The sequence below is a fragment of the Verrucomicrobiia bacterium genome (genome assembly GCA_026414565.1).
Lineage (GTDB): Bacteria > Verrucomicrobiota > Verrucomicrobiia > Limisphaerales > Fontisphaeraceae > Fontisphaera.
This window is the reverse complement of the sequence record JAOAIT010000038.1, coordinates 19,987-40,576: the sequence shown is the minus strand read 5'-3', so window position 1 is coordinate 40,576 and position 20,590 is coordinate 19,987. Positions and strand designations below refer to the sequence as shown.

General features: G+C 62.2%; 17 protein-coding genes and 1 tRNA gene. 7 read left to right on the top strand and 11 right to left on the bottom strand.

Annotated elements, in window-relative coordinates; genetic code table 11:
• Positions 1–171 precede the first annotated feature (171 nt).
• Positions 172–1,281 (top strand): hypothetical protein, encoded by a 1,110-nt coding sequence (locus tag N3J91_08730; protein MCX8156514.1) that lies wholly within the window; start codon positions 172–174, stop codon positions 1,279–1,281.
• 9 nt (positions 1,282–1,290) lie between these two features.
• Here the strand turns inward: N3J91_08730 and N3J91_08725 are convergent, their stop codons facing one another.
• From N3J91_08725 to N3J91_08715, 3 genes are read right to left on the bottom strand one after another with little or no spacing between them, the layout of a single operon-like run.
• Positions 1,291–3,141: a Na+:solute symporter gene (locus N3J91_08725; GenBank protein ID MCX8156513.1), complete on the bottom strand. Its 1,851-nt coding sequence runs from the start codon at positions 3,139–3,141 to the stop codon at positions 1,291–1,293.
• A gap of 27 nt (positions 3,142–3,168) precedes the next feature.
• Entirely contained in the window at positions 3,169–3,624 is a 456-nt protein-coding gene (locus N3J91_08720) for a C-GCAxxG-C-C family protein (protein ID MCX8156512.1), read from the bottom strand.
• 45 nt (positions 3,625–3,669) lie between these two features.
• Positions 3,670–4,695, bottom strand: a complete 1,026-nt coding sequence (locus N3J91_08715) for a glycosidase (protein MCX8156511.1) — start codon at positions 4,693–4,695, stop codon at positions 3,670–3,672.
• Positions 4,696–4,941: 246 nt separating this feature from the next.
• Between N3J91_08715 and N3J91_08710 the strand changes: the two genes are divergently transcribed.
• Positions 4,942–5,739: a DNRLRE domain-containing protein gene (locus N3J91_08710; GenBank protein ID MCX8156510.1), complete on the top strand. Its 798-nt coding sequence runs from the start codon at positions 4,942–4,944 to the stop codon at positions 5,737–5,739.
• 50 nt (positions 5,740–5,789) lie between these two features.
• Here the strand turns inward: N3J91_08710 and N3J91_08705 are convergent, their stop codons facing one another.
• From N3J91_08705 to N3J91_08695, 3 genes are all read right to left on the bottom strand, one after another.
• Complete coding sequence (locus N3J91_08705; GenBank protein MCX8156509.1) at positions 5,790–7,340, bottom strand: exosortase/archaeosortase family protein; 1,551 nt, start codon at positions 7,338–7,340, stop codon at positions 5,790–5,792.
• Positions 7,337–9,196 carry a hypothetical protein gene (locus tag N3J91_08700; GenBank protein MCX8156508.1) on the bottom strand — a complete coding sequence of 620 codons (1,860 nt, stop codon included), beginning with the start codon at positions 9,194–9,196 and terminating at the stop codon, positions 7,337–7,339. The genes N3J91_08705 and N3J91_08700 overlap by 4 nt, the downstream gene beginning before the upstream one ends.
• A 63-nt stretch (positions 9,197–9,259) precedes the next feature.
• Positions 9,260–10,630, bottom strand: a complete 1,371-nt coding sequence (locus tag N3J91_08695) for a Gfo/Idh/MocA family oxidoreductase (protein MCX8156507.1) — start codon at positions 10,628–10,630, stop codon at positions 9,260–9,262.
• Positions 10,631–10,824: 194 nt separating this feature from the next.
• Here N3J91_08695 and N3J91_08690 point away from each other — a divergent pair.
• Positions 10,825–10,909 (top strand) — tRNA-Leu (locus N3J91_08690).
• 88 nt (positions 10,910–10,997) lie between these two features.
• Positions 10,998–12,602 (top strand): cyclic nucleotide-binding domain-containing protein, encoded by a 1,605-nt coding sequence (locus tag N3J91_08685; protein MCX8156506.1) that lies wholly within the window; start codon positions 10,998–11,000, stop codon positions 12,600–12,602.
• Between the two features lie 196 nt (positions 12,603–12,798).
• Here N3J91_08685 and N3J91_08680 read toward each other — a convergent pair whose 3' ends face one another.
• The 5 genes from N3J91_08680 to N3J91_08660 all read right to left on the bottom strand — a co-directional run bounded on the left by N3J91_08680 (position 12,799) and on the right by N3J91_08660 (position 17,729).
• The gene (locus tag N3J91_08680) at positions 12,799–14,847 is read right to left on the bottom strand and encodes a hypothetical protein (protein ID MCX8156505.1); all 2,049 of its coding nucleotides are present in this window, start codon (positions 14,845–14,847) and stop codon (positions 12,799–12,801) included.
• A gap of 17 nt (positions 14,848–14,864) precedes the next feature.
• Positions 14,865–15,419, bottom strand: a complete 555-nt coding sequence (locus N3J91_08675; GenBank protein ID MCX8156504.1) for a prepilin-type N-terminal cleavage/methylation domain-containing protein — start codon at positions 15,417–15,419, stop codon at positions 14,865–14,867.
• Positions 15,409–15,888: a hypothetical protein gene (locus N3J91_08670; GenBank protein MCX8156503.1), complete on the bottom strand. Its 480-nt coding sequence runs from the start codon at positions 15,886–15,888 to the stop codon at positions 15,409–15,411. The genes N3J91_08675 and N3J91_08670 overlap by 11 nt, the downstream gene beginning before the upstream one ends.
• 174 nt (positions 15,889–16,062) lie before the next feature.
• Positions 16,063–16,719 carry a response regulator transcription factor gene (locus N3J91_08665; protein ID MCX8156502.1) on the bottom strand — a complete coding sequence of 219 codons (657 nt, stop codon included), beginning with the start codon at positions 16,717–16,719 and terminating at the stop codon, positions 16,063–16,065.
• Positions 16,720–16,967: 248 nt separating this feature from the next.
• Positions 16,968–17,729 carry a Nif3-like dinuclear metal center hexameric protein gene (locus tag N3J91_08660; GenBank protein MCX8156501.1) on the bottom strand — a complete coding sequence of 254 codons (762 nt, stop codon included), beginning with the start codon at positions 17,727–17,729 and terminating at the stop codon, positions 16,968–16,970.
• Positions 17,730–17,829: 100 nt separating this feature from the next.
• Here N3J91_08660 and N3J91_08655 point away from each other — a divergent pair, with 100 nt between their 5' ends.
• The 3 genes from N3J91_08655 to N3J91_08645 all read left to right on the top strand — a co-directional run bounded on the left by N3J91_08655 (position 17,830) and on the right by N3J91_08645 (position 20,586).
• Positions 17,830–18,633 (top strand): histidinol-phosphatase HisJ family protein, encoded by an 804-nt coding sequence (locus tag N3J91_08655; protein ID MCX8156500.1) that lies wholly within the window; start codon positions 17,830–17,832, stop codon positions 18,631–18,633.
• Between the two features lie 40 nt (positions 18,634–18,673).
• A complete protein-coding gene (locus tag N3J91_08650; GenBank protein MCX8156499.1) occupies positions 18,674–20,236 on the top strand; it encodes a substrate-binding domain-containing protein in 1,563 nt (520 codons plus the stop codon).
• Positions 20,237–20,352: 116 nt separating this feature from the next.
• Positions 20,353–20,586, top strand: a complete 234-nt coding sequence (locus N3J91_08645) for a zinc ribbon domain-containing protein (GenBank protein ID MCX8156498.1) — start codon at positions 20,353–20,355, stop codon at positions 20,584–20,586.
• Positions 20,587–20,590: the final 4 nt, after the last annotated feature.

Genomic DNA, 20,590 nt, shown 5'->3' with positions numbered 1-20,590 from the left:
CAATACCCCTGCCCTCCCCCGCCCCAACCGTTGCCCGCGCCATACCCCCAGAGTGCGAATCCGCCACCCGCTCCCCACGCCTGGACTTGCCCAAGTTACTGGTGGCACCCCGGCCCGATAAAACCCTCAGCGCGGAGTTGCAACCGCCGCTAAAACTGGCATGTTTGCACCATGCAAACCCCCGGCCATACCTCTTTTCTCTCCATCGCCACCGCGATGGCGCTGCTTGGCCTGACCCAGACGCCGGATTTGCCCGCGGCCACCGCCGCCGAGCTGGCGCAGCAAAAGCAGGTGACGGTCAAGGTCATTGTCATCAGCTTTGACCCCCTCCTCAAATCACGCGGCAACCAACGCCTGCACGCTTATTTTAAGTGGTCGGATCCCTGGAAGCTGTCGGAGACCATGGTGGAAGCCGCCCGCACCATCAGCCACGGCTTCGTGGACTACCGCATCGTCGAAAAAATTGATTTCGACGGCTTCCCCACCTTCCGCAACGGCTTCCGCTATACCGAGGAAACCTTTCTGGAGATGTGGGAAAAAGACCGCAAAAAAGCCAACCGGGGCATGACCAGCTTTCAATGGTTGTTCGAGCATTTCAAGCTGCCCGCCCTGCTGGAGAAACATCAGGCCACCGAAATCTGGCTGTGGGGCGCCCCCTATTTTCAATGGGACGAGCTGCATTGGAAAACCCCGGGCGATCGCATCCCGTACCCGACGGACAACCCCTGGTTTTACCGGCCTTATGACATTCCGGATGTCGGCAAGACCGTGTGGATCATGGGCTGGAACTACGAGCGGGGTGAGGGCGAAATGCTGGAAAGCTACGGGCACCGCATCGAAAGCGTCCTCTCCCTTACCGTCGGCCAGGGCCAATGGAATCCCAAAGGCAACCCCAGCAACGTCTGGAATCAGTTCACGCGTGTGGACAAGGATTTCCCCGGCGAGGCCGAAGTGGGCAGCATTCACTTTGCCCCCAATTCCCTGCGTGATTATGACTGGGACAACCTGACCGAGGTGTGGACCTACGCGGATGACTGGCTCACCTATCCGGATCTGCCGCGCCAGAAGAAAAAACTCAACGCGGTCACCGGCGGGTGGAAGGGCATCACCGCCCACCATCGCTGGTGGATGACCCGCCTGCCGCACCGGCCCGGGATCACCCAGGGTTTCTTCAACAACTGGTGGCAGTATATTGTGAATTACGATGCCGCCATCAAAGCCCTGCCCCCGCCGGGAGCCACCTTTGAAAAAGCCCGCCGCGCCATGTACGCCAGCCCCTGAGGCGCGGCCTCAGCCGGCGGCAGTGCCGGGCTTCTCCTCGTAATCCTTCAGGTACATCTCGTGCGTCTTGTCGAGGCGATCGTACCACGTGAACTTGAGGATCACGGAGGTCACCCCCAGCACGATGACGCACGCCCAGAAGCGCGGCCAGTTGCGGATGACCAGGTAAATCGGGGCCGCCACCATCGCCAACTGCCAGACCAGGCCCACGCCGATGTTGAGCCAGTCCCGCGCCGCGTCGCGATTGGCCTGCAGGCGCGGATGCTCCGCCGCGCACAAATCGTGAATGGGCCGCCACCATCCCCACGGACGCACCGTCAGATAAAACCGCTTGAGCACCGCCTGATCTTCGGGCGCGGTCAACAGGCAGACCACCACGGAAAAAATCATGCTGATGCCAATGATGACCAGCGAAGTCACCGTGGGACTGAGGGGCACAAACAACTTGATCACCGCCGCCGCCGTGCCACTCACCATGCCGGCAAAAAAGCCCCAGCCATTAAAGCGCCACCAGTGCCATTTGAGCACATTGGGCGCCACAAACGCCGGCACCAGCGCATTGGCCACCCACTCGGTCACCTTCTGCACCGAGCCGGTGTAAAAACCAAAACCAATGCCGGCCAGAATGACCATCAGGCTCCAAAAATACCCCATCCGCACCAGCCGCTGCTGGGAGGCGTCGGGCCGGAGGTAACGTTTGTAAATGTCGTTGACGATGTAGGCCACACCGGAGTTGGTGGTGGAAACAAACGTGCTCATGAAGGCCGCCAGCAGTCCGGCCAGAATCAGCCCCTTGGCGCCCACCGGCAGATATTGATTCACCACTTCCGGCAGGATTTTCTCAAAATCCAGCTTCTGCCCGGCTGCGGCCATTTTGGCCAGCTCGGGGCTGAAGTGCACCAGCCCAATGACCGCAATCCCGGCGATTAGCAGAAAACGCGGGGCCAGCGACACAATCGCCATCATGAAGTTTTCCAGCGCCGCCTCGCGCGGGCTGCGGGTGGAAAGCACGTGTTGAATGGCGTAATTGGGCGTCGGCCCGGCCATGCTCACCAGGATGCCTTTGAACAGCAGCATGCCGATGAACAGGAAATACAGCGAGTACCCATCTCCCTGGGTTCCGTAGATCTTGTCATTCAGTTGCGGCACCAGGCCGCTCCAGTCCAGATTCAATTTCCAGCCAAAAAATAATTCCTCCCAACCCGCCGGCACGGCGGCGGAAATCTGCTCCGGGGAGGTCACTGCCATGGCCACCGCGGCAATGATCACTGCGGCGAGCAGAATCAAACCAAATTGAATGACATCATTGAGCACCACGCTGTACATGCCGCCCAAAATGCAGTACAGGCCGGAAACCACCATGATCAGGGTGCCATAGACTTCCGCCGGCAACGGCCAGGGCAGGAACGATTTGGCAAATTTGCCAATGCCCTGAAAGGCGTAGCTCAAAAATCCCACCACACTGACCAGCGCATACAAAACCACGCTCAGGTAGGCCAGTTCCGAGCCCAGGTTTTTGCCAAAGCGCGTCCGCATCCATTCCGCCCCGGTCAACACATTCGAGCGTCGCACCCAGACCCCCAGATAAACCATCCGGAAAATGACGTTGAACAACGGCCAGATCCACAGCAGCCAGATGCCCTTGGCCCCATACACGTAGAGCATCGTCACAAACCACATCGTCCCCGTGATGTCCACCCCGCTGGAGCCATGCGCAATGCCGATGATCCACCACGGCAGGCTTTTGCCCGCCAGAAAATAGGACTCCGCACTCTGCGCCGCCTTCTTCGATACCCACACGCCCACCCCCACCATCAGGGCGAAATAGAGGACAATGATGAGGAGGTCCAGCCAGTGCATAAGCCCGGGCACGCCGGCGGCGGCGCCTTACACGAGCTGCTCCAAAATTTTCGCCGCCGCCCCCACAAACTGGGGGCACTGGGTGGCAAACAGCTTCCGATCCCGCGCCAGCGCCAGCCCCTCCGGCGTGCTGATGTCGCAGCCCAGCAGCTCGCGGCATTGCAACGTCTTGTGCCGCGCCCGAAATTGCCGGCAAAACTCCCGCACCGTATGGTAGGTGAACTCCTTGGCGTCCTTGTCCTGGGGATTGGTGGAACCATAACGCAGGCCAATGACGATGCAGGCGCCATTGACCGCCCCGCACGTCTGGCCCTGCCGCCCCAGTCCGCCCCCAAAGCCGGCCGCCGCCTTCAGGGCCGCTTCGGGACTCACGCCCAGTTTCGGCGCAAACGCCGCCACCACCGCCTGCGAACAGGCATAGCCTTGCTGGAAATGCGCCACCGCCGCCTCGGCGCACTGGCTCCGGGAGGGTTGAGTGCTCATACGTATGCGTACTCGTGTTGCTGTTGTGGCCGCATCATTTCCCATTCACGCCGGACATTGCAACAAATAATCCAGCAGTGCACCAAACGGACACGTGGCCAGGGCGCAGTATTTGTCCCCCGCGCCGTAATACACAAACAGGGTGTCATCCTTGACGATCGTCCCACAAGGGAAACACACCCCGCGGTAAAACCCCTCAATCTCGTAATCCGTCTCCGGCTGCATCAACCAGTCCGGCGTGCGATGCCGCACAATGCTCGGATCCTCCAAATCCAGCAGCAACGCCCCCAGCCGGTAAAACTTGTCCGGCCCCACCGCGTGATACAGGGTGAACCACCCGTACGGCGTGCGGATGGGCGGCGTATTGATGCCCAGTTTGGCCGCCTCCCACGGGTACTTGTTCTTGATCAACAGTTTGCTGCGCGCAAAAGGAAAGCCCATCAAATCATCACTGAACGCAATCCACGCGCATGGATGCTCCGTCCCATACGCCGGCCCCACCCACTCCAGCGGCCGGTGCATCAGCACAAACTGGCCGTTGATCTTCTCCGGGAAAAGAATCGCATCGCGATCATCCAGCAGCGGGTTGGTAATCCACCCCGCCCGAATCCAGTGCCGGAAATCCTTGGTCATGGCCAGCCCCGTCAGCGTGGCGTTAAGTCGCAGATAGCGCGGAAACTCCTCGCCTACCTCCGGCTTGATATACCGATCCCGGCCGCCCGGCACCCAGAACTGGCCAAACGGAAAATGCCGGCAGGCGTAAGTGACATAAAACCACTCCCCCATCTTGATAATGCGCGGGTCCTGAATGGTGGCCCCGTCAAAACCCTCATGGCTGATGTCCATGGCCGGACGGTCCGACACCCGCTCAAAGTGGTAACCATCCCGGCTCTTGGCCAGGCCAAAATAGCATTTGTAGTCGGGATGCGACTCCGCCGCTCGGTAAAGGAGCAGAACCTCCCCCTTCCCGGCATCGTACCACGCCGCAGGGTTAAACACCGCCAAATCCTCCCAGGGATGATCAGGATGGGGGGAAAGAATCGGATTGCCGGCAAATCGTTCTAGTTTCATGGCGCATCAATTATCGGCGGCATCCTGCCGCCCGCGCCTAAGCCTGACAAGCCCCAAACCCCGTCCCCGAGTTCGCCAGGCTCCGGCTGGGGGAAAACTGTGCGGATGACCCCAGGCGTCACCAACTGCTTCGCGTTGCGTGAAAATCCCGGGAGCCGGGTTTGACTTGCACCCTGAAATGTGGTAGGAGTGTTTTTGCCTGTCACGGAGTGTGGGTGTTTGATGCGAGGCGGTCAGCAGAGAATTATGCAGGGGCATATCAGCAAGGTGTGGGGATGCCTCGCCCTTGTCTTTTGCACCTGTCTGAACCATGCCGCGGTGGTCAGCATTACCACCGCCATGGGCCAGGGAGCGGATGCGTACGTGTGGGGCCAGCAACCCACCTTGAACTTCGGCAGCAGCGGCGTCATCAGCAGCCGCAACAACCCCGGCAATCCGGCGCGGAATTACAAGGACTATTTCCGTTTTGATCTCTCTTCCGTATCCGGCTACGACTGGGCCAACGCCACCTCGGTCACCCTGCGCTTCAGCTCCCAACGAGTGCTCTCAGGGGTGGCTTGGGAGTTCTATGGTTTGCCGGACGGTTTGCCAGGGGATGCTGCCGGAGGTTGGACGGAGTCGGGCATTAATTACAACAATGCTCCAGGCAACGTGTCAGATCCTGCCGCCCTGGGCTTCATCACCTCTGCGCCGGGGGATGAAAACGGCAATTACCTCACGCTCCTCGGCTCCCTCACCGGGCAAACCACCGGTGCCGGCACCGTCCACAATTTCAGCAGCAGCGCCTTGTTGGATTTGATCAAGAACGACCACAACGGCCTGATCACCATCGCCGTGCGGCGTCTGGACAACCAAGGCATCGTTCAGCTTGTTTCCAAAGAGTCCACCAGCGGTTTCCTCATTCCCACCCTGGTCATTGATGCCCCCTTGTCGGTGATCCCAGAGCCCGCGGAATATGCCCTGCTGGGGGTGCTGTTCCTCGGCGGCTGCTACTTGTGGCAGCGCCGCCGCTCCCCGGCCATCGCCCCGCCGGCAAACCGTTAGCCAAATTCATTGGGCACCTCGCGCCGGTCCGCCGCCGTGTCCCTTGCGCTTCACGGCTTCAACCAGCGCTCCCACTCCGCCGCGAGGGCCTGCCGGGCCTCCCCTTCAGCACGCGCCCCATGGACGCTGGCCATGATGAGCCGTTGCTCCGTGTTCAACGGGCGGGCCCCCCGGCGGATGGCCCGCAGCACCTCTCTCACCATCGCCCGCTTGTCCACTTGATAATTCACCCCATCCTGCCGGTCACGCCAGAGACAGACATAGACATAGACGGAGCGGCCGCGATCATCGAAAACGTAACTTTGGCAGGGCCATCCCTGCCCGCCAGCCCGCAGGGTGACCTCCGGCCCTTCGCGCAGGAGCACCATGCCCACGGCAGGCAGGCACACCGTGGGCGAATGACCTTGTGCCATCGAGGCACGTGCCATCGTCGGCCGCCACGTCGAAGGCTTCCACCGCATATAGGCAGCCTGCACGCGCATCCCCTCCGTGGTCATCCACGCCGCCATGGTGCCCTCATCGTAGCCCAGCATCTGCTGCGCCGCGGGGCTTAAGGGAACATGCCGGAAACCGGCAGCGTTCGTCGGCCACTGCATCTGCCACGTCACTGCTGCCCGGCCTGTCTCAGCCCGCGCAAACCACCCATAAATAAAGATCTCGCTCAGACATACCACCCCCCCGATCACCCCCAGCGCCAAGCCGGGCACAGCAAAACCTCCGCTCCGGGAAGAGCCAGGCTCGGTGTCCTCTGGAGCAACACCCCTGGCCAACCGATGGGCCAAGGCCATCAACACCAGGAAATTAACCCCCAAAACACCATAACCAGCCGGATCATGCCAGGCCTCCACCAAGCCGGCCCCCTCCCGCGCCGCCAGCCATCCCAGCCCCAGCGTGCGCAGAAAATTCGTGCACACCGCCACCCCCAAACCACCCCCCAACAATTGCAGGCGGCGCCAGCCGGGCAGCCGGCGCAATTCCCCCAAAACCAGGGCCGCCACCAGCGTGGCTTGCAGGGAACGAATGCCACTGCAGGCCTCGTCCACCCCCACCAGGCCGGTTTCCATTTCCATCACGCTGCCACGCGCCAGGGCCGGAATGCCCAAAACTCCCAAAGCGTGAATGACCGCCGCCACGTTGAACTGGACCAGGTGACTCATCACCCACTGCTCCAATCGCGTGGGCCAGGGGAGAAACACCAGCAACAACCATACTGGAAAAGCAAAATGTCGCACCCACAGCCGCCCCCCCGCCAGCCAGGCCACTCCCAGCGTGGCGGCCACCATGCCGCCCGCCAAAACCCATGCTGCCGGGCGCAGAATGGGCGCTACTTCCAGCGTCACCTTGCCCGCCACCAGGCCCGCCAAACCCAAAACCAAAGCCACCCAACCCCAGGCTTTTGTCCCGGGGGGCTCCGGCGCCGGACGCCGGCGCCAGCGCTCCCAAAACAACACGCCACACACCACCGGGGCAGCCCAGCCAAACGCATACTCCGGGCGCGAGGACCAAAGCGGCCCCAGCCGCCAGGCGGAGGTAATCCAAAGCAATACCAGCACCCCCCACCCGGCAACGGGGCCTGCCCACGAGTTGACGGCGGCATTCATGGTTTTCGGGGCGGTAGGGCGCCAGTCCGTTCCGTCCAGGGCAGGGCGCGGGCGCGCGCCAACGCCTGCTCCACCAGGGCTCTTTCTTCCGGCAACAACGGCGCCTCGCCCGCCCGTTCCAGGCAGTCGAGCGCCGCCTCCTTGCGGCCCGCGGCGGAGAGCAAAATCCCGTGATAAACCCTGATCACCGGCCGCTCCAAGGCCTGCCGGGGCAACCGCTGCAATACCATCAGGCCGTTGGTGGTCTGTCCTTGCAGATGCAGGGAAAAGGCGTAGGTGGTGGCGCAAAACTCATTTTGGGGCTGCTCCAGATACAACTGGCGGGCCAGGGCATGCGCCCGGTTGGTCTCACGCCCGGACAGCAGGCTGAGCGCCGCGTAATTATTCAAGATCAGCCAATGAGTCTGGCAGTCGCATAATCGCTGATAAAACCGCCACAAGGCCAGCGTGTCCCCTTGTTGCTCCAGCAGGGTGTGCCAGCGCAACACTTCATCCACGTCGCGACACAGCCAAGGCACCGCCAGTTCCGTGAGCGCTGGCAGCGCCTCGCGCCAGTCCCATTGCTGCGCCAGACGCGCGCTCTCCCACAACCAGGCCGGACGCTCACCGGCCACTTGCAGCAATTCCTCCCAGGTTTGACGCGCCTCGGCCTCGCGGCCCAATTCCCGCAACACCCGCGTTAACAGCAGCCGCCGCCGCCAGTCCTCCCGACCCCAATGCTGGCCGGCAAGCCACTGCCACAATTCCCGCCGGCGGCCGCCCTGGAGGTACACCGCAACCACCAGCGGCCGAAGCTCCGGATGTCCCTGCTGCGCTGCGGAGAGGCGCGACACGCCCTCCTGGGCCAGCGGGAGTTGCCCCGTTTCGAGGAGCCACTGCAAAAGAGCCGCCTGCCGTGCCGGATAGGTGGACACCTCCGCCCAGAGTGCCCCCACTCGCTCCGTCACGGCCTCCGGCGCAAACTGGCGCAGCGCCTCCAAATATTGCAATTGATCCCGAAAATCAGACCCCCTTTGCCGCAAGGCTCGCTGCGCCCAAGGTAACGCCTGGGCAGCCTGGTTCTCGCCCAGGTAATACTCGCGCAGGGAACGACACACAGAAAGCCCGTGCACCGGGTCATCGGCAAGGGCCTCCAGCCCCTGCGCGGCGGCGCGGGACACCTCTGCGTCCCGGGAAGCCAGGCGCACGGTCAGCCAGGCCACCTTCAAGGCCACGTCCTGGGGAGCCAGCCGCAAGGTCTCCTCATATTGGGCCTCCGCCCGCTGGGGCTGGCCGGTCTTGAGATAATACTCGGCCAGCAGTGCGCCATACACCCGATTCGAGCGCTCGGCAGGTGGAATGCTGAACAAGCCATTGCTGGCCAGCAAAAAGGGCGGGCGCTCATACCGCAAGGCCGTGCGCGCCAAGCCCAGACGGTCGTCCGTCGTGGCCGCCGGCTGGGACACCAACCGCCAGTACCACAAAAAAGCCGTGGGCGAATCTTCTTTTTCCGCCAGCCGGGCGATGAGGCGGGTGGCCTCGGGGTGTTGCGGTTGCAGTGCCAGCGCCTTCCGCAGCCGAAAAGCCGCTGCCGCCCTCTGCCCGGCCGCAGCAAGCTGCCCGGCCTGCCGCACAAATCGCTGCGCCTGCCATTCGTAGAGCACCGGCAGGACGGCGCGCTGGCCCAAAAACAAAGTCACCCCGATGCCCGCCAGCCAGGCCAGCCACGGGATAAGCCGCCCCCAAAAAGTCCATCGAATATGCTCCCACGACGGCCCCCATCCGGCCGCCCGCACCAGGGCATCCAAGCCCCGCCGCCCGGCGCGGCGCGCCGCCTCCTGGGCGGCCAGCAAGGCTTGATAAAGCCGGAACAACATGGCGGGCGCTTGTATGCCATGTGGCCGGGCCGGGCCGGTCCTGCCGCGGCCAGCCGGCACTCCTTACGCAAATTGATAGGGCTTGCGCGTCGAGCGAATCTTGAGATGGCGGTTGGCCTCGTTGTCCTTCACAAACTGCTCCTTCTTCGGATCCCACACCAGCTTGCGTTTCAACCGCACCGCCAGATCACTCAGATGGCACAAGATGTCCGCCTGCACCGAGTCCTCAATCGGGCAGACCGTGGGCTGCCGCGAACGCATGCACTCGATGAGGTTGCGCTGATGATGCGTGCTGCGATAGAGCGGCGTTTCATTGGGCCGCAACGGCTCCTGCACCGCTTTTTCCGGGTTGCTGAACACGCCACCGCGATACACATGCACCCAGCCCTCCTCGCCTTCAAAGGCCGTGCCGTGATCCACAATCTTGCCGTACCGCTGCTGCCAGTCGGAAAAATCGGTCATGGGCGTGGTCTCACTGTAACCGTTTTTCGTGCCGCGGTAGCGCAGCTTCACCCCGTTGGCAAACGTGAACCACACCTCCCACGCCACCGCCGTGTTGCAGGCTCCGGAGGTGGGAATCACCCCCTGGCCCTCAATCGTCACCGGCCCGTTCATCATCTCCGGCATGCCCCAGTACGCGATGTCCAGCGGATGCACCCCCCAGCCAGCGATGAAACCCAGCGCGTAATCGTAATTGAACCACCATGTCTTGTGCGATTTGGGCGTGTCAAACACCTTGCCCTCGGTGTAGGGCGTGAAGGGGGCCGGACCCAGCCACAAATCATAGTTCAGCCCGGGCGGCACCGGCACCACTTCGGTGGAGCCGCCGGGGCGGCTGGCGGAGCACCAGACGTTGATTTGCTTGAGCCGGCCGATGCGTCCGTTGCGCACGGCCTGCACCGCCGTGTGAAACTCACGGCTGGAGCGTTGCTGCGTGCCAAACTGGAAGATGATTTTGTTCTTCTGGCACCAGCGGCGCAAGAGTTGATCCTCCTCCAGGGACAGGCCCATCGGTTTTTCCAGGTACATGTCCTTTCTGGCTTTGGCGGCCGCCAGCGCCACCGGCACGTGCCAGTGATCCGGCGTGGCAATGGAAACCGCATCCACATCTTTGCGCTCCAGCACCGCCCGGTAATCGCCCGTGGTTTGCACCGCGTTATCGCGATAGTGCCCATTGACCTGCTGCACGGCGGCCTCGAGGTTGGGCTGATAAGGATCCGCCAGCAGGATGACCCGCACATCATTTTGCGCCAAAAATCCGCTCATCACGCCCCGCCCCTGCGGCCCCACGCCGATGCAGGCAAGCTGCACGCGGTTGTTGGGCGCACTTTGGCCGCGCAATGGAAAACTGACGATTTGCGGCGCCATGCCGGCCGCCGCGGCCAGCAACAAATTTTGCCGGATGAAACGCCGGCGATTCAGTTGGGATTTCATGGCGGCCATGCTGCCACCAGAAAGGAAACCGGTCAAAGCCAAACGCAGGGGCGGGGCCGCCAGCCGCCTCGCTGGCATTCCCGGCGGCCTCCCTCACAATTTTGACTTGTCACCCTGGCCGGTACATATTATATAAACCGCTGCGATAACGTACGCGGTCAAAGCGGGCGGCAACGCCTGCGACGGCTACGGGTGCCCGCGTGGCGGAATTGGCAGACGCGCTAGATTCAGGTTCTAGTGAGTAACATCGTACAGGTTCAAATCCTGTCGCGGGCACCATTTAATTTTACTAAACTTAAGCCCGGCAATTCTCTCGCGGGGATTGCTTTATCAGGCCGGCGGGCGGGTGGATCGCAGCAAGTGTCGCATGGCTGTTTCAATTCGACTGGCAGAAGCGCAAGATGCGGCCAAGTGGGTGGACCTCCTCCGGGCCACCTTGGGCGATGAATATCCCGCCAAAGAAGCCTACAACCCCGCCAGTGTCGCCGCCCAGCTCGACGCCCAATCCGGCAACGAAACCTGGATCGCCGAGGATGGCGACCAAATCCTCGCCAGCGCCACCGTCCTGCGGCCCATCGAGGGTAACATCAATCCCGTGGCCAACGTCGGCCGCAACCTGGCCCGCCCGGAGGCCTACAGCAACGGCGCAGCGGAGCTGCTGGTCCGAAGCCTGACGCAATTGCTCGACCAGCGGGGCCAGATGATTGTCGTCCGCATCCCCGCCAACGACAATCCGCAGCAAATCATTTACGAGCAAAACGGCTATGCCTGCGTCGGCTACCAGCCGCTCAAACACATCCTGCGCACCCGGCAGGGCGTGCTCTTTTACGTGCACTCCGCCAGCCCGGTCCTCACCTCACGCCAGCCCATCTCGGAATCCCTGCCACAAGTCAGCGACCTGGCCGCCCTGGTTTTTGAAAACCTGAACATCCCCAACCCGCTGACCGTCCGCGACGGCGCCACCGGCTATCCGTTGCAAACCGATATTCAAATCCACGAAAGCACCATCGAGGACTTTGAGTTGTGGAAAATGCAGGCCCGCGCCGCCAATCCCCTGCTGGAAGTCTCCAGTGGCGGCAACCGCGGCGCCGGCTTCCTGCGGCTCAACGCCGAGGCCCCCTGCAAGGCCATCCTCGGCCAGCGCGGCTCCCAAATCATCGGCGGCGTGGCCTTCTTCAATGATGAGCAGGATCGTTGCGTGCGCATCATGGACAGTTTCGCCACCGACGACCTGTCCACCGGCGCGCTCTTCCATCATGTGGTGCGCATCGCCCAGGAGCAGCTCAGCGCCGCCTACGTGGAGGTGGACATCCTGGCCAACTGCCCCAAGCTCCTCAAAAGCACCGAGCAACTGGGCTTTGTGCCCATCGCCTACCTGCCCGGTTTCTGCGTGATCAACAACCGCCCCTCCGACGTCGTCAAGTTGATCAAGCTCAACATGATGTACACCACCGAAACCGCCGCGCTCACCGCCCAGGCGGCCCGCATGGTCAAGGTGGTGGACACCAATTTCCAGGACCAGAAAATCGGCGTCGCCATCATCAACCTGCTGCGCACCCTGCCCATCTTCGCCGGCCTGGGCGACGGCGAGCTGCGCAAGATCGCCCGTCTCTTCACCCAGAAGCTTTATCGTCCCGGCGAGCGCGTCTTCAACAAGGGCGACGCCGGCAGCGAGGCTTACATTGTCATGCGCGGGCAGATTGACATCTGCCTCAATGAAGAATCGCGCCCCATTGCCACGGTCAACAGCGGGCAGGTGTTTGGCGAGCTGGCCTTCCTGGACGGCTCACCCCGCACCGCCATGGCGGTGGCCTCGCAGGCCAGCATCCTCCTCGTTGTTCAACGTCAGGCCTTCAACGAGCTGGTGCAGCGGGAGCCGCATCTGGGCATGGTGGTCATCCGCAACATCGCCATTGACCTCTCCAACAAATTGCGCCGGGCCAATACCGCGCTCTCGCCGGCGAAGAAATAATCGCGTCCCCTCGCGAGGACGCCCTTGATTAGCAAGTTGGGAAAAGCCCACGAAGAAGGCGCACTCTGTCTCCCACCCTCATCCCGGCCTGCCCTTTGCCAAGCCCGCCTCAGCCGTCAGACACACTGCGCCCCTTGCGCCTCATCGGCTGAAGCTTGAGACACCGGCCCGCGACTCCCTTGCCCTCCGTCTGCGGCTACTCCAAATCGTCCACAAACGCCCAGTCGGGATTGCGAAGAATGGCGTTTTCGCCCGGGCCAATTTCATTCCACGACGTGATGACGAACAAACTCTGCGGCCCCTTGCGCGCCAGGTCTTCGTCATAGTGGAAATTGAAGTGGCCGTTCATGAAAACCGTGGCGGTCACACTGGCGCCAATAAAGTCTTGCGTGTCATTCCCACCCCCGCCCAGTTTGAAGTCGGCGTTGGGCGCGTAGATGGTGCCGATAAAGGAGCCGTTGCCCTGGATGGTGAGCGATTTGTTGCTGGGAAGACCATAATAACCAAACGCATGCGCGCTGCCGTTGAGGTTGACCACGCCCTGCCCGGCAATCTTGGCGCTGCTGCCCGCCATGTAAACCTTCAGTGAACCCCGCGGGCCAATGGTGATGCCGCCCTTGCCGGTAAAATCCATGCTGTTCTGCACCAGCACCCGGACATCGCCCACCACATAAACACTGCCGCTCAGATTCGCCACCACATAATCGCCCGAGTCAAATACCATGTCATAAGTGGCCGTGGTGATCGTCACATTGGTGGAGGTGGGAATTTGGTACGTGTACGATTCCGGCACCTGATAGGAGTACTGATAGGTATTGTACGCGTAGGCCCCGTTATAAGTGAGCCGATAAGTGTAGGTTTGATACACATAAGAGGAAATGGCCTGATAGTCCTGGTACCATCCTTTGGGGTTGCTGTTTTTGTAATAGCGGGTGACCTCCCCCACATACGTCCCCGGATACGGCGGCTGCCAGGGCCCCGGATCACTGTTTTTATCCGGCATGGGCGAGTTGGGATAAGGCACCGTCGTGGCCGAGGTGTTCGTGCGCAACACCACAAAGGTGCCATTGGTGGGCAGCGCCACGTTGGTCACGGTGGTGATGTTGGTCACCACCGCCACCACATTGGACGGCAGCGGGCTGGGCAGCACACTGGATACCACCACCACCGTGGCTGTGCTCACCGGCCCGACGGCGTTGGTGGGATATTCCGTGCTCGTGCGGGCCACCAACGACGTGATCACCCCGCCCGGCGGCAACGGACTCGGCAAGGCATCTGTGGTGATGACGCCATAGTTGGTGGTGATCGGCCCGGCCGGCAGCGGACTGGGCAGCGTGGGGGTGGTCACCGTGGTCATGCCGTAGGAGATGTTGGTGGTGGAGATGGCCACATTCAGCCGCGGGCTCTTGCCGGAGGTAAATGGCACCTGCACATCCGGGAAATCCATGTTCATGTCATCGGTAAACCGTCCGGGTTCAATGCCCTTATTGCCACTCAGCACCCACGCCTTGGTGCCGATGCTGCTGTTGGGGCCGGTGGTAACCTGCCCACCGGGGCCGGTGGCCACCCGCCCCATGATGTTGGCGTTGCCCGCGTCGAACACATTCCCGCCGGAATTGGTGGCCACATCCCCATTATCGTTGCGCTTGTTCTTGTCGTAGCGCCCGTTGGTGCTGAAGTTCGGATCCGCCGAGTCAAAACTGTCGGAACTCACGTTGTTGCCATTCAGATTGATGCTGCCCTTGGCCACCATGCCCCGCGCAAACAACGGGCCGCCCCGTGTGTTCACCCGCACGGTGCGATACACATAGGTGCGATTCTTCCATCCCGCCGTCCCCGCCTGCCCCAGCAGCGTGGGCGACTGGGTGTTGGCCCCAAACAAAATCGGCGCCGGCGCCCAGGCCGTGCATTCGATCACCGGCCGCGCCGTTGGCGTGATGGCCACCATGTAGCGGCAGTCCCCCAACCAGCGCTTGCGCACCGCATATCCGTACTCATTCCGCCAGCCCTGGGTGAAAAGGTTGGTCAGGCCGTTCTTGTTCAGATGCGCCAGCGCCTCCTCAATTCCCGCCTCAATGATGGGGATGGTGCTGTTCCACGTCTGCGAGCGCACCACCGAGCGATTCTGCGCGCTCACCAGCGTGAGGTAACTGGCCAGACTGAAGCCAATGATGGCCGTCACCACCATCGTCACCAGCAACGCGCTGCCGCGCGCCCGGCTGGAGGAAGGATGTCTCGTTCTCATAGTCGCCTCACATTTGCTTAGTAGCGCGTGGCCTGTTGTTTGCGGATGATGACCCGCGCCGTCTGCACACTCTCCGTGTTGTAGCGCACCCCCAGCAACCGCCGCGAACACACCCAACTGATATCAATGGCCTTGCCTTCAATCACATCATTCGAGGGCACCAAATCAAACGTCCCCGGCGTCGTGTTGCGCTGAAACATCCGAAACTCCAGTTCATCGCACTCCGTCAGCAGCACCTTGCGATCATTGCCCTTGAGGCGGACCAGCGTGCGCGTCACGGGGCTGTACTCAAAGGTCAGCTCCGTGCCGTCCCCGTCAATGAACACCACCTTGTTCGAGCTGAAGTACTCCACATTGTTCACCTGCCGGATGTCCCGGGTCAAAATGTCCAGCGCCGTGCGGCTCCGGTTATCCAAATCCACGTAATTGGCCAGCGACGCAAAGCTGCGCCCGGTGTACAGCGTCAGGCTCGCCAGCGCCGCCATCGTCAGGCCGCCGATCGCCATCGCAATCAGAATCTCCGGCAGCGTGAAACCGCGCCGGCGGAGGCTGAAAAAGGAGTTAGAACACATAATTTTGCATGCCGTTGCGGGCGACATAGCTGCGCATGGTGCGCACGCGCGGCACCCCGCCGTTGGTCCAGGTCAGCGAAATGGTCACCAGCCGCAGTTCATCATCGTAATTGGTCCGCAAATCCACGTTGCTCACCGTCAACGTCCCATAGTAGGTGATTCCCCGATTGCTGAGGCGTTTGGGGTAAAAATCCTCCGTGAAGGTGGCGGGCACGTCCACGCCATTGGTCACCTGCTCCCAGGTCTTGATGCGCAAGGTCTCCATGCGCTCCACCAGAATTTGCGTGGCCCGCAGGTTCTCCCGCGCCAGTTGAATCACCTGCACGCCCGCCGTGATGCCCGCATAGAAACTGACAAACGAAATGCCAATAATGGCGGTGGCCACCATGATCTCCACCAGCGAATAGGCCGCTGCCCAACGATGTCCGCCGCCCCTGCCGCGCCCGGCTTGTTGTGCCTGAACTTTCATGTTGCCTTTGCAGAGTTAAAAAGAGCAATTGGGTTGCCGCAGATGAGGCGGTCCTTCGTCCGCCTCCCGGCAGCAGACAAAAAACCCGTTGATTACAAGCTAGTTAGAACAAAAGAAGTTCGCTAGGGACGTGCGGAATATTTTATGTCCCTAGTCCGGTAGGGTCTTCAGGACTTAGCGCCCCCCGGCCTGATGCTGTACAAAAATCGCGGCGGCCTGGCTGCGACGATTGATCTGCAGTTTCTCCATGGCATTGGCCAGGTAATTTTTCACCGTCTTGTCGCTCAGTCCCAGCGCCAAACCAATCTCCTTGTTGGTCTTGCCTTCGGCCACCAGCGCCAGCACGCGTTTTTCCTGGGCCGAAAGTTGATCCAGCGGCGTGGGAGCCTGGTGCAGGGTCCCCCGCTTGAGCTGCTCAAACACCCGCCGGGTCACGGCCGGATCGAGGATGGACTGGCCCGCGTTCACTTTTTCAATCGCCGCCACCAGTTCATCCGGGTGCACATCTTTCAGCAGAAAGCCATCAGCCTCCACCATCACCGCTTGCATCAACACTTCATCGTCGCTGTAGGAGGTCAAAAACAGGACACGACTGTCCAAATTATGTTGGCGCATCTGCCGGCACGCGTCAAAACCCGTGCCATCGGGCAGACGCACATCCATCAACACCACATCCGGCCTGAGCCGCACGGCTTCCTCCACCCCCTGCACCACACTGGCCGCCTCTCCCACCAGCGCAATCTGCGGATAACGCCCCAAAACCGCGCGCAAACCCACCCGCACCAGCTCGTGGTCATCCACCACCAACACTCGAATTGGCGAGGTTTCCATAGTGCTCATCTAGACAAACTCCATCTGTGGCCCTTTTCGGCCGCTTTGTCCAGCCCGGAAAAAAACGGGCCGGATGACCCATTAAGGAATAGACGCGCTGAAATCCTGGTCCACCCGGCGGGCCTGACACTCGTAAAGGCCAGCTCCAGAGGCTTCTCCGCCATCCGCGCCTTTCCACCTTGCGCCTGCCGTCATCGCTTTGCCCGGGACAGTGTCAGCCATCTACCCGAAATTTTTTGGGGTTTTTCCTACAAGCCGGTGGGATGATCCAGAAACACCCACGGCACCTTGAAGCGGCGGGAAAGCGCTTCAGCCAGCGCCTTGACCCCGAAAGTCTCCGTGGCGTAATGGCCCGCGTAGAGCACATTCAGGCCGCATTCCTCCGCCAGTGCATACGTCCAGTGTGGGCCTTCGCCGGTAATAAACGTGTCCACGCCCTCCGCCGCCGCCAATTTAAGTTCGCCACCCGCGCCCCCCGTGACCAGCCCCACCCGCCGGCAAATTTCCGGCCCGCCGGGTATGACCTTCACCGGTCCTCCCACCACCCGCTCCACCTGCCGCACCAAATCCAGGAGCGGCAGGCGCAGTCGGGTCTCCAGCCCGAGGCACTGATTTTTCCACTTGAAGAAGGGCGTGCATTTGCGCCATCCCAAGGCGCGGGCCAGGCGGGCGTTGTTGCCCCACTGCTCATGCATGTCCAGCGGCAGATGCGCGCTGTACACCGCCAGATTGTGCTCCAGCAACAGCCGCAGCAGCTCCCGCCGGCGGCCCGTCCAGGGCACGGTAGCCCCCCAAAACAAGCCGTGATGCACCACCAGCAAATCCGCCTCCGCCTTAATGGCCAGCTTCACCGTGGCCAGGGAGGCATCCACCGCCGCCGCAATGCGGCGCACGCGGCCGTCATTCTCCACCTGCAACCCGTTGTGGGCGCCCTCATAATCCTGAATCGTGTCCAGGCGGAGCTCCCGATCACAAAAATCCACGATGGCCTTCAAGGATGCTATTGCCATGCCCCCAATCTACCGCAACCCGGCCAGACCCGGCGAGCGAACAATCGCCTCCGTCGGCTTTGCGGTTGCCAGCGCCCCGCCCAACGGCTAAGAAACTCCCATGCGCTGGCCCGCTGATTATCATACGCACAACGCCTTGTGCCGCCACGCCGCCGGTGCCCCGTGGGAATACGCCGCCCGCGCTGTGGCGCTGGGACTTCAGGAAATCGGCTGCTCCGATCACGCCCCCCTGCCCCAGGACGACTTCGACAACTGGCGGATGTACCAACGCCAGCTCGATGAATACGTGGCCGCGGTGGAGGAGGCCCGCCAACGCTTCCCGCAACTGACCATCCGCCTGGCCTTGGAGGTGGATTTTATTCCGGGACAGGAGGATTGGATCCATCAACTGGCCGCGCGCCATCCCTGGGATTATTTCATCGGCTCCGTGCACTACGTCGCCGAGGGCTGGGACGTGGACAATCCCAACAAAATGGACGAGTGGGCCAACCGCTCTGTGGACGCCGTGTGGGAAGAATACCTGAACCGCCTCCAAGCCTCCATTGGCAGCGGCTTGTTTGACATCATTGGCCACTGTGATTTGCCCAAAAAATTCGGCCACCGGCCCCAGAAGGACTGGTTGCCGCGCTACCGAGAAATTATGCACGCCGCCGCCGCCGCCAATGTGGCCATTGAAATCAACACCGCCGGCTGGCGGAAGGACTGCCGCGAGCAATATCCGGCGCAGGCCATTCTCACCGCGGCCCGCGAGGCGGGCGTCGCCCTGACTTTTGGCTCCGACGCGCATGCACCCGCCGAGGTGGGCGCCGGTTGGACGGAGGCCATCGCGCTGGCAAAAGCGGTGGGCTACACCCATTGGCGGCAATTTTGCCGAAGAAAACCCCAAGCCATTCCCCTTGAATGAATCAGCCGCCCCCTCGTGGGGCAACCGGCAGACTGTGAATATGAAAAAAACGATAAAGCGCACTCCAATCGGCGGAATGAGTCCCGCGGCCCTCGTATTTGTAGGCACAGTGGTGCTCATGGCCGTGTTGATCTGGTGGCTGCGGCGCCCCCCTACCTCTCCCACCCAGACCGGGGTGCCGCTGGTGGTGTATTGTGCGGCCGGCTTGAAACCGCCCATCGAGGAAATCGCCCGCCAATACCAGCAACAGTACGGCGTGGCCGTGCAGCTTCAATATGGCGGCTCGCAAACCCTGCTGGCCGCCCTGGAAGTGGCCCGCCGCGGTGACCTGTACCTGCCGGGGGATGATTCCTTCATCCAATTGGCCCGGGATAAAGGACTGGTGGCGGAAACCATCCCCCTGGCCCGGATGCAGGTCATCCTGGCCGTGGCACGGGGCAATCCCAAAAAGATCCACCGGCTCGAGGACTTGCGCACCCTTCCCGTCACCCTCGCCCAGGCAAGTCCGGAGGCCACCGCTGTCGGTCGGCTGACCCGGCAGGCCCTCGAGAAAGCCGGCTGTTGGGAGGCCGTGGCCGCCCGCACCCGGGTGTTCAAGCCCACGGTCAATGACGTGGCCAACGACTTGAAGCTTGGCACGGTGGATGCCGGGTTTATCTTTGATGCCCTGCTGGCACAATACCCCGAACTCGAGGCGGTGCCGGTGCCCGAACTGGAGGGCTGCACCGCCACCGTCATGGTGGGCGTGCTGACCTCCAGCCAGCAACCCACGGCGGCCCTACGCTTCGCCCGCTACCTGGCCGCGCGCGATCGCGGAACGCCCATTCTGGCCAAACATGGTTACCGCGCCACCGGCGGCGACCCTTGGAGTGAAACCCCCGAGCTGACCCTCTACGCCGGCGCCATGCTGCGTCCGGCCATCGAAAAAACTATTCAGGAATTTGAGCAGCGCGAGGGCGTCAAGGTCAATCGCATCTACAACGGCTGCGGCATCCTGGTGGCCCAAATGAGGGCCGGCCAACGGCCGGATGCCTACTTTGCCTGCGACAAATCCTTCCTCACCATGGTGGCCGACTTGTTTGCCGAAGGCGAAGACATCTCGTCCAACCCCATCATCATCCTGGTGCCCAAAGGCAACCCCAAGGGCATCCGCGAATTGCGCGACCTCGGCCGCCCCGGCCTGCGGGTGGGCGTGGCCCATGAACAGCAGTCCACCCTGGGCGCCTTGACCCGTACCTTGCTCCAGAAGCATGGCCTGTACGACCTCATCCGCCCCAATGTCAAAGTGGAATCGGCCACGGGCGATTTTCTGGTGAATCAGTTGCGCGCCGGCTCGCTGGATGCCGTGATTGTGTATGTGAGCAACGGCGCCCTGGTCAGCCAGGAAACCGTTTCCCTCCCGATCCCTCTACCCGAGGCCTTCGCCATCCAGCCCTATGCCGTGGGCAAGGAGGCCCGCTACCCGCAACTGGCCACGCGCCTGCATGAACGCATCCGTGCGGCGGAATCCCGGCAACGCTTCATAGACCTGGGGTTTGGCTGGCGGCTCGGCCCCAACCCCGTGGAACCCAAAATGCCGCCCCCGCCCCCGCCCCCGCCCTGACTGCCGGGAAGGTGTATGCCCCCGGCTGGGCAGGCCGTTCTTTCCCGCGGGCCGGCAGGCCAACGTCCAGAGGACGCTTGAGCGCCGCCACGGCTGCGGTATAATAAAGGCAGCGTATGCCAATTTACGAATTTCATTGTGAAAAGTGTGGCAAGGACAGCGAGATCCTGGTGCGCTCGGCGCAATGGGAGGGCACCCTCTGCCCGCATTGCGGTTCGACGCGCCTGAGCAAGAAACTTTCGGTGTTTGCTTCAGCCACCACCGGCAGCAGCTCCACCGGGGGCGGGGATAGCGGTTGCGGCGGCGGCGGCTGTGCGTGTGCCTGCCGGGGAGGGGCGCACCGTCATTAAACGA

Bases quoted from the DNA above. Each gene is read 5' to 3' on its own strand.
- N3J91_08730 (MCX8156514.1), top strand. From the start codon at position 172: ATGCAAACCCCCGGCCATACCTCTTTTCTCTCCATCGCCACCGCGATG.
- N3J91_08725 (MCX8156513.1), bottom strand. From the start codon at position 3,141: ATGCACTGGCTGGACCTCCTCATCATTGTCCTCTATTTCGCCCTGATG.
- N3J91_08720 (MCX8156512.1), bottom strand. From the start codon at position 3,624: ATGAGCACTCAACCCTCCCGGAGCCAGTGCGCCGAGGCGGCGGTGGCG.
- N3J91_08715 (MCX8156511.1), bottom strand. From the start codon at position 4,695: ATGAAACTAGAACGATTTGCCGGCAATCCGATTCTTTCCCCCCATCCT.
- N3J91_08710 (MCX8156510.1), top strand. From the start codon at position 4,942: ATGCAGGGGCATATCAGCAAGGTGTGGGGATGCCTCGCCCTTGTCTTT.
- N3J91_08705 (MCX8156509.1), bottom strand. From the start codon at position 7,340: ATGAATGCCGCCGTCAACTCGTGGGCAGGCCCCGTTGCCGGGTGGGGG.
- N3J91_08700 (MCX8156508.1), bottom strand. From the start codon at position 9,196: ATGTTGTTCCGGCTTTATCAAGCCTTGCTGGCCGCCCAGGAGGCGGCG.
- N3J91_08695 (MCX8156507.1), bottom strand. From the start codon at position 10,630: ATGAAATCCCAACTGAATCGCCGGCGTTTCATCCGGCAAAATTTGTTG.
- N3J91_08685 (MCX8156506.1), top strand. From the start codon at position 10,998: ATGGCTGTTTCAATTCGACTGGCAGAAGCGCAAGATGCGGCCAAGTGG.
- N3J91_08680 (MCX8156505.1), bottom strand. From the start codon at position 14,847: ATGAGAACGAGACATCCTTCCTCCAGCCGGGCGCGCGGCAGCGCGTTG.
- N3J91_08675 (MCX8156504.1), bottom strand. From the start codon at position 15,419: ATGTGTTCTAACTCCTTTTTCAGCCTCCGCCGGCGCGGTTTCACGCTG.
- N3J91_08670 (MCX8156503.1), bottom strand. From the start codon at position 15,888: ATGAAAGTTCAGGCACAACAAGCCGGGCGCGGCAGGGGCGGCGGACAT.
- N3J91_08665 (MCX8156502.1), bottom strand. From the start codon at position 16,719: ATGGAAACCTCGCCAATTCGAGTGTTGGTGGTGGATGACCACGAGCTG.
- N3J91_08660 (MCX8156501.1), bottom strand. From the start codon at position 17,729: ATGGCAATAGCATCCTTGAAGGCCATCGTGGATTTTTGTGATCGGGAG.
- N3J91_08655 (MCX8156500.1), top strand. From the start codon at position 17,830: ATGCGCTGGCCCGCTGATTATCATACGCACAACGCCTTGTGCCGCCAC.
- N3J91_08650 (MCX8156499.1), top strand. From the start codon at position 18,674: ATGAAAAAAACGATAAAGCGCACTCCAATCGGCGGAATGAGTCCCGCG.
- N3J91_08645 (MCX8156498.1), top strand. From the start codon at position 20,353: ATGCCAATTTACGAATTTCATTGTGAAAAGTGTGGCAAGGACAGCGAG.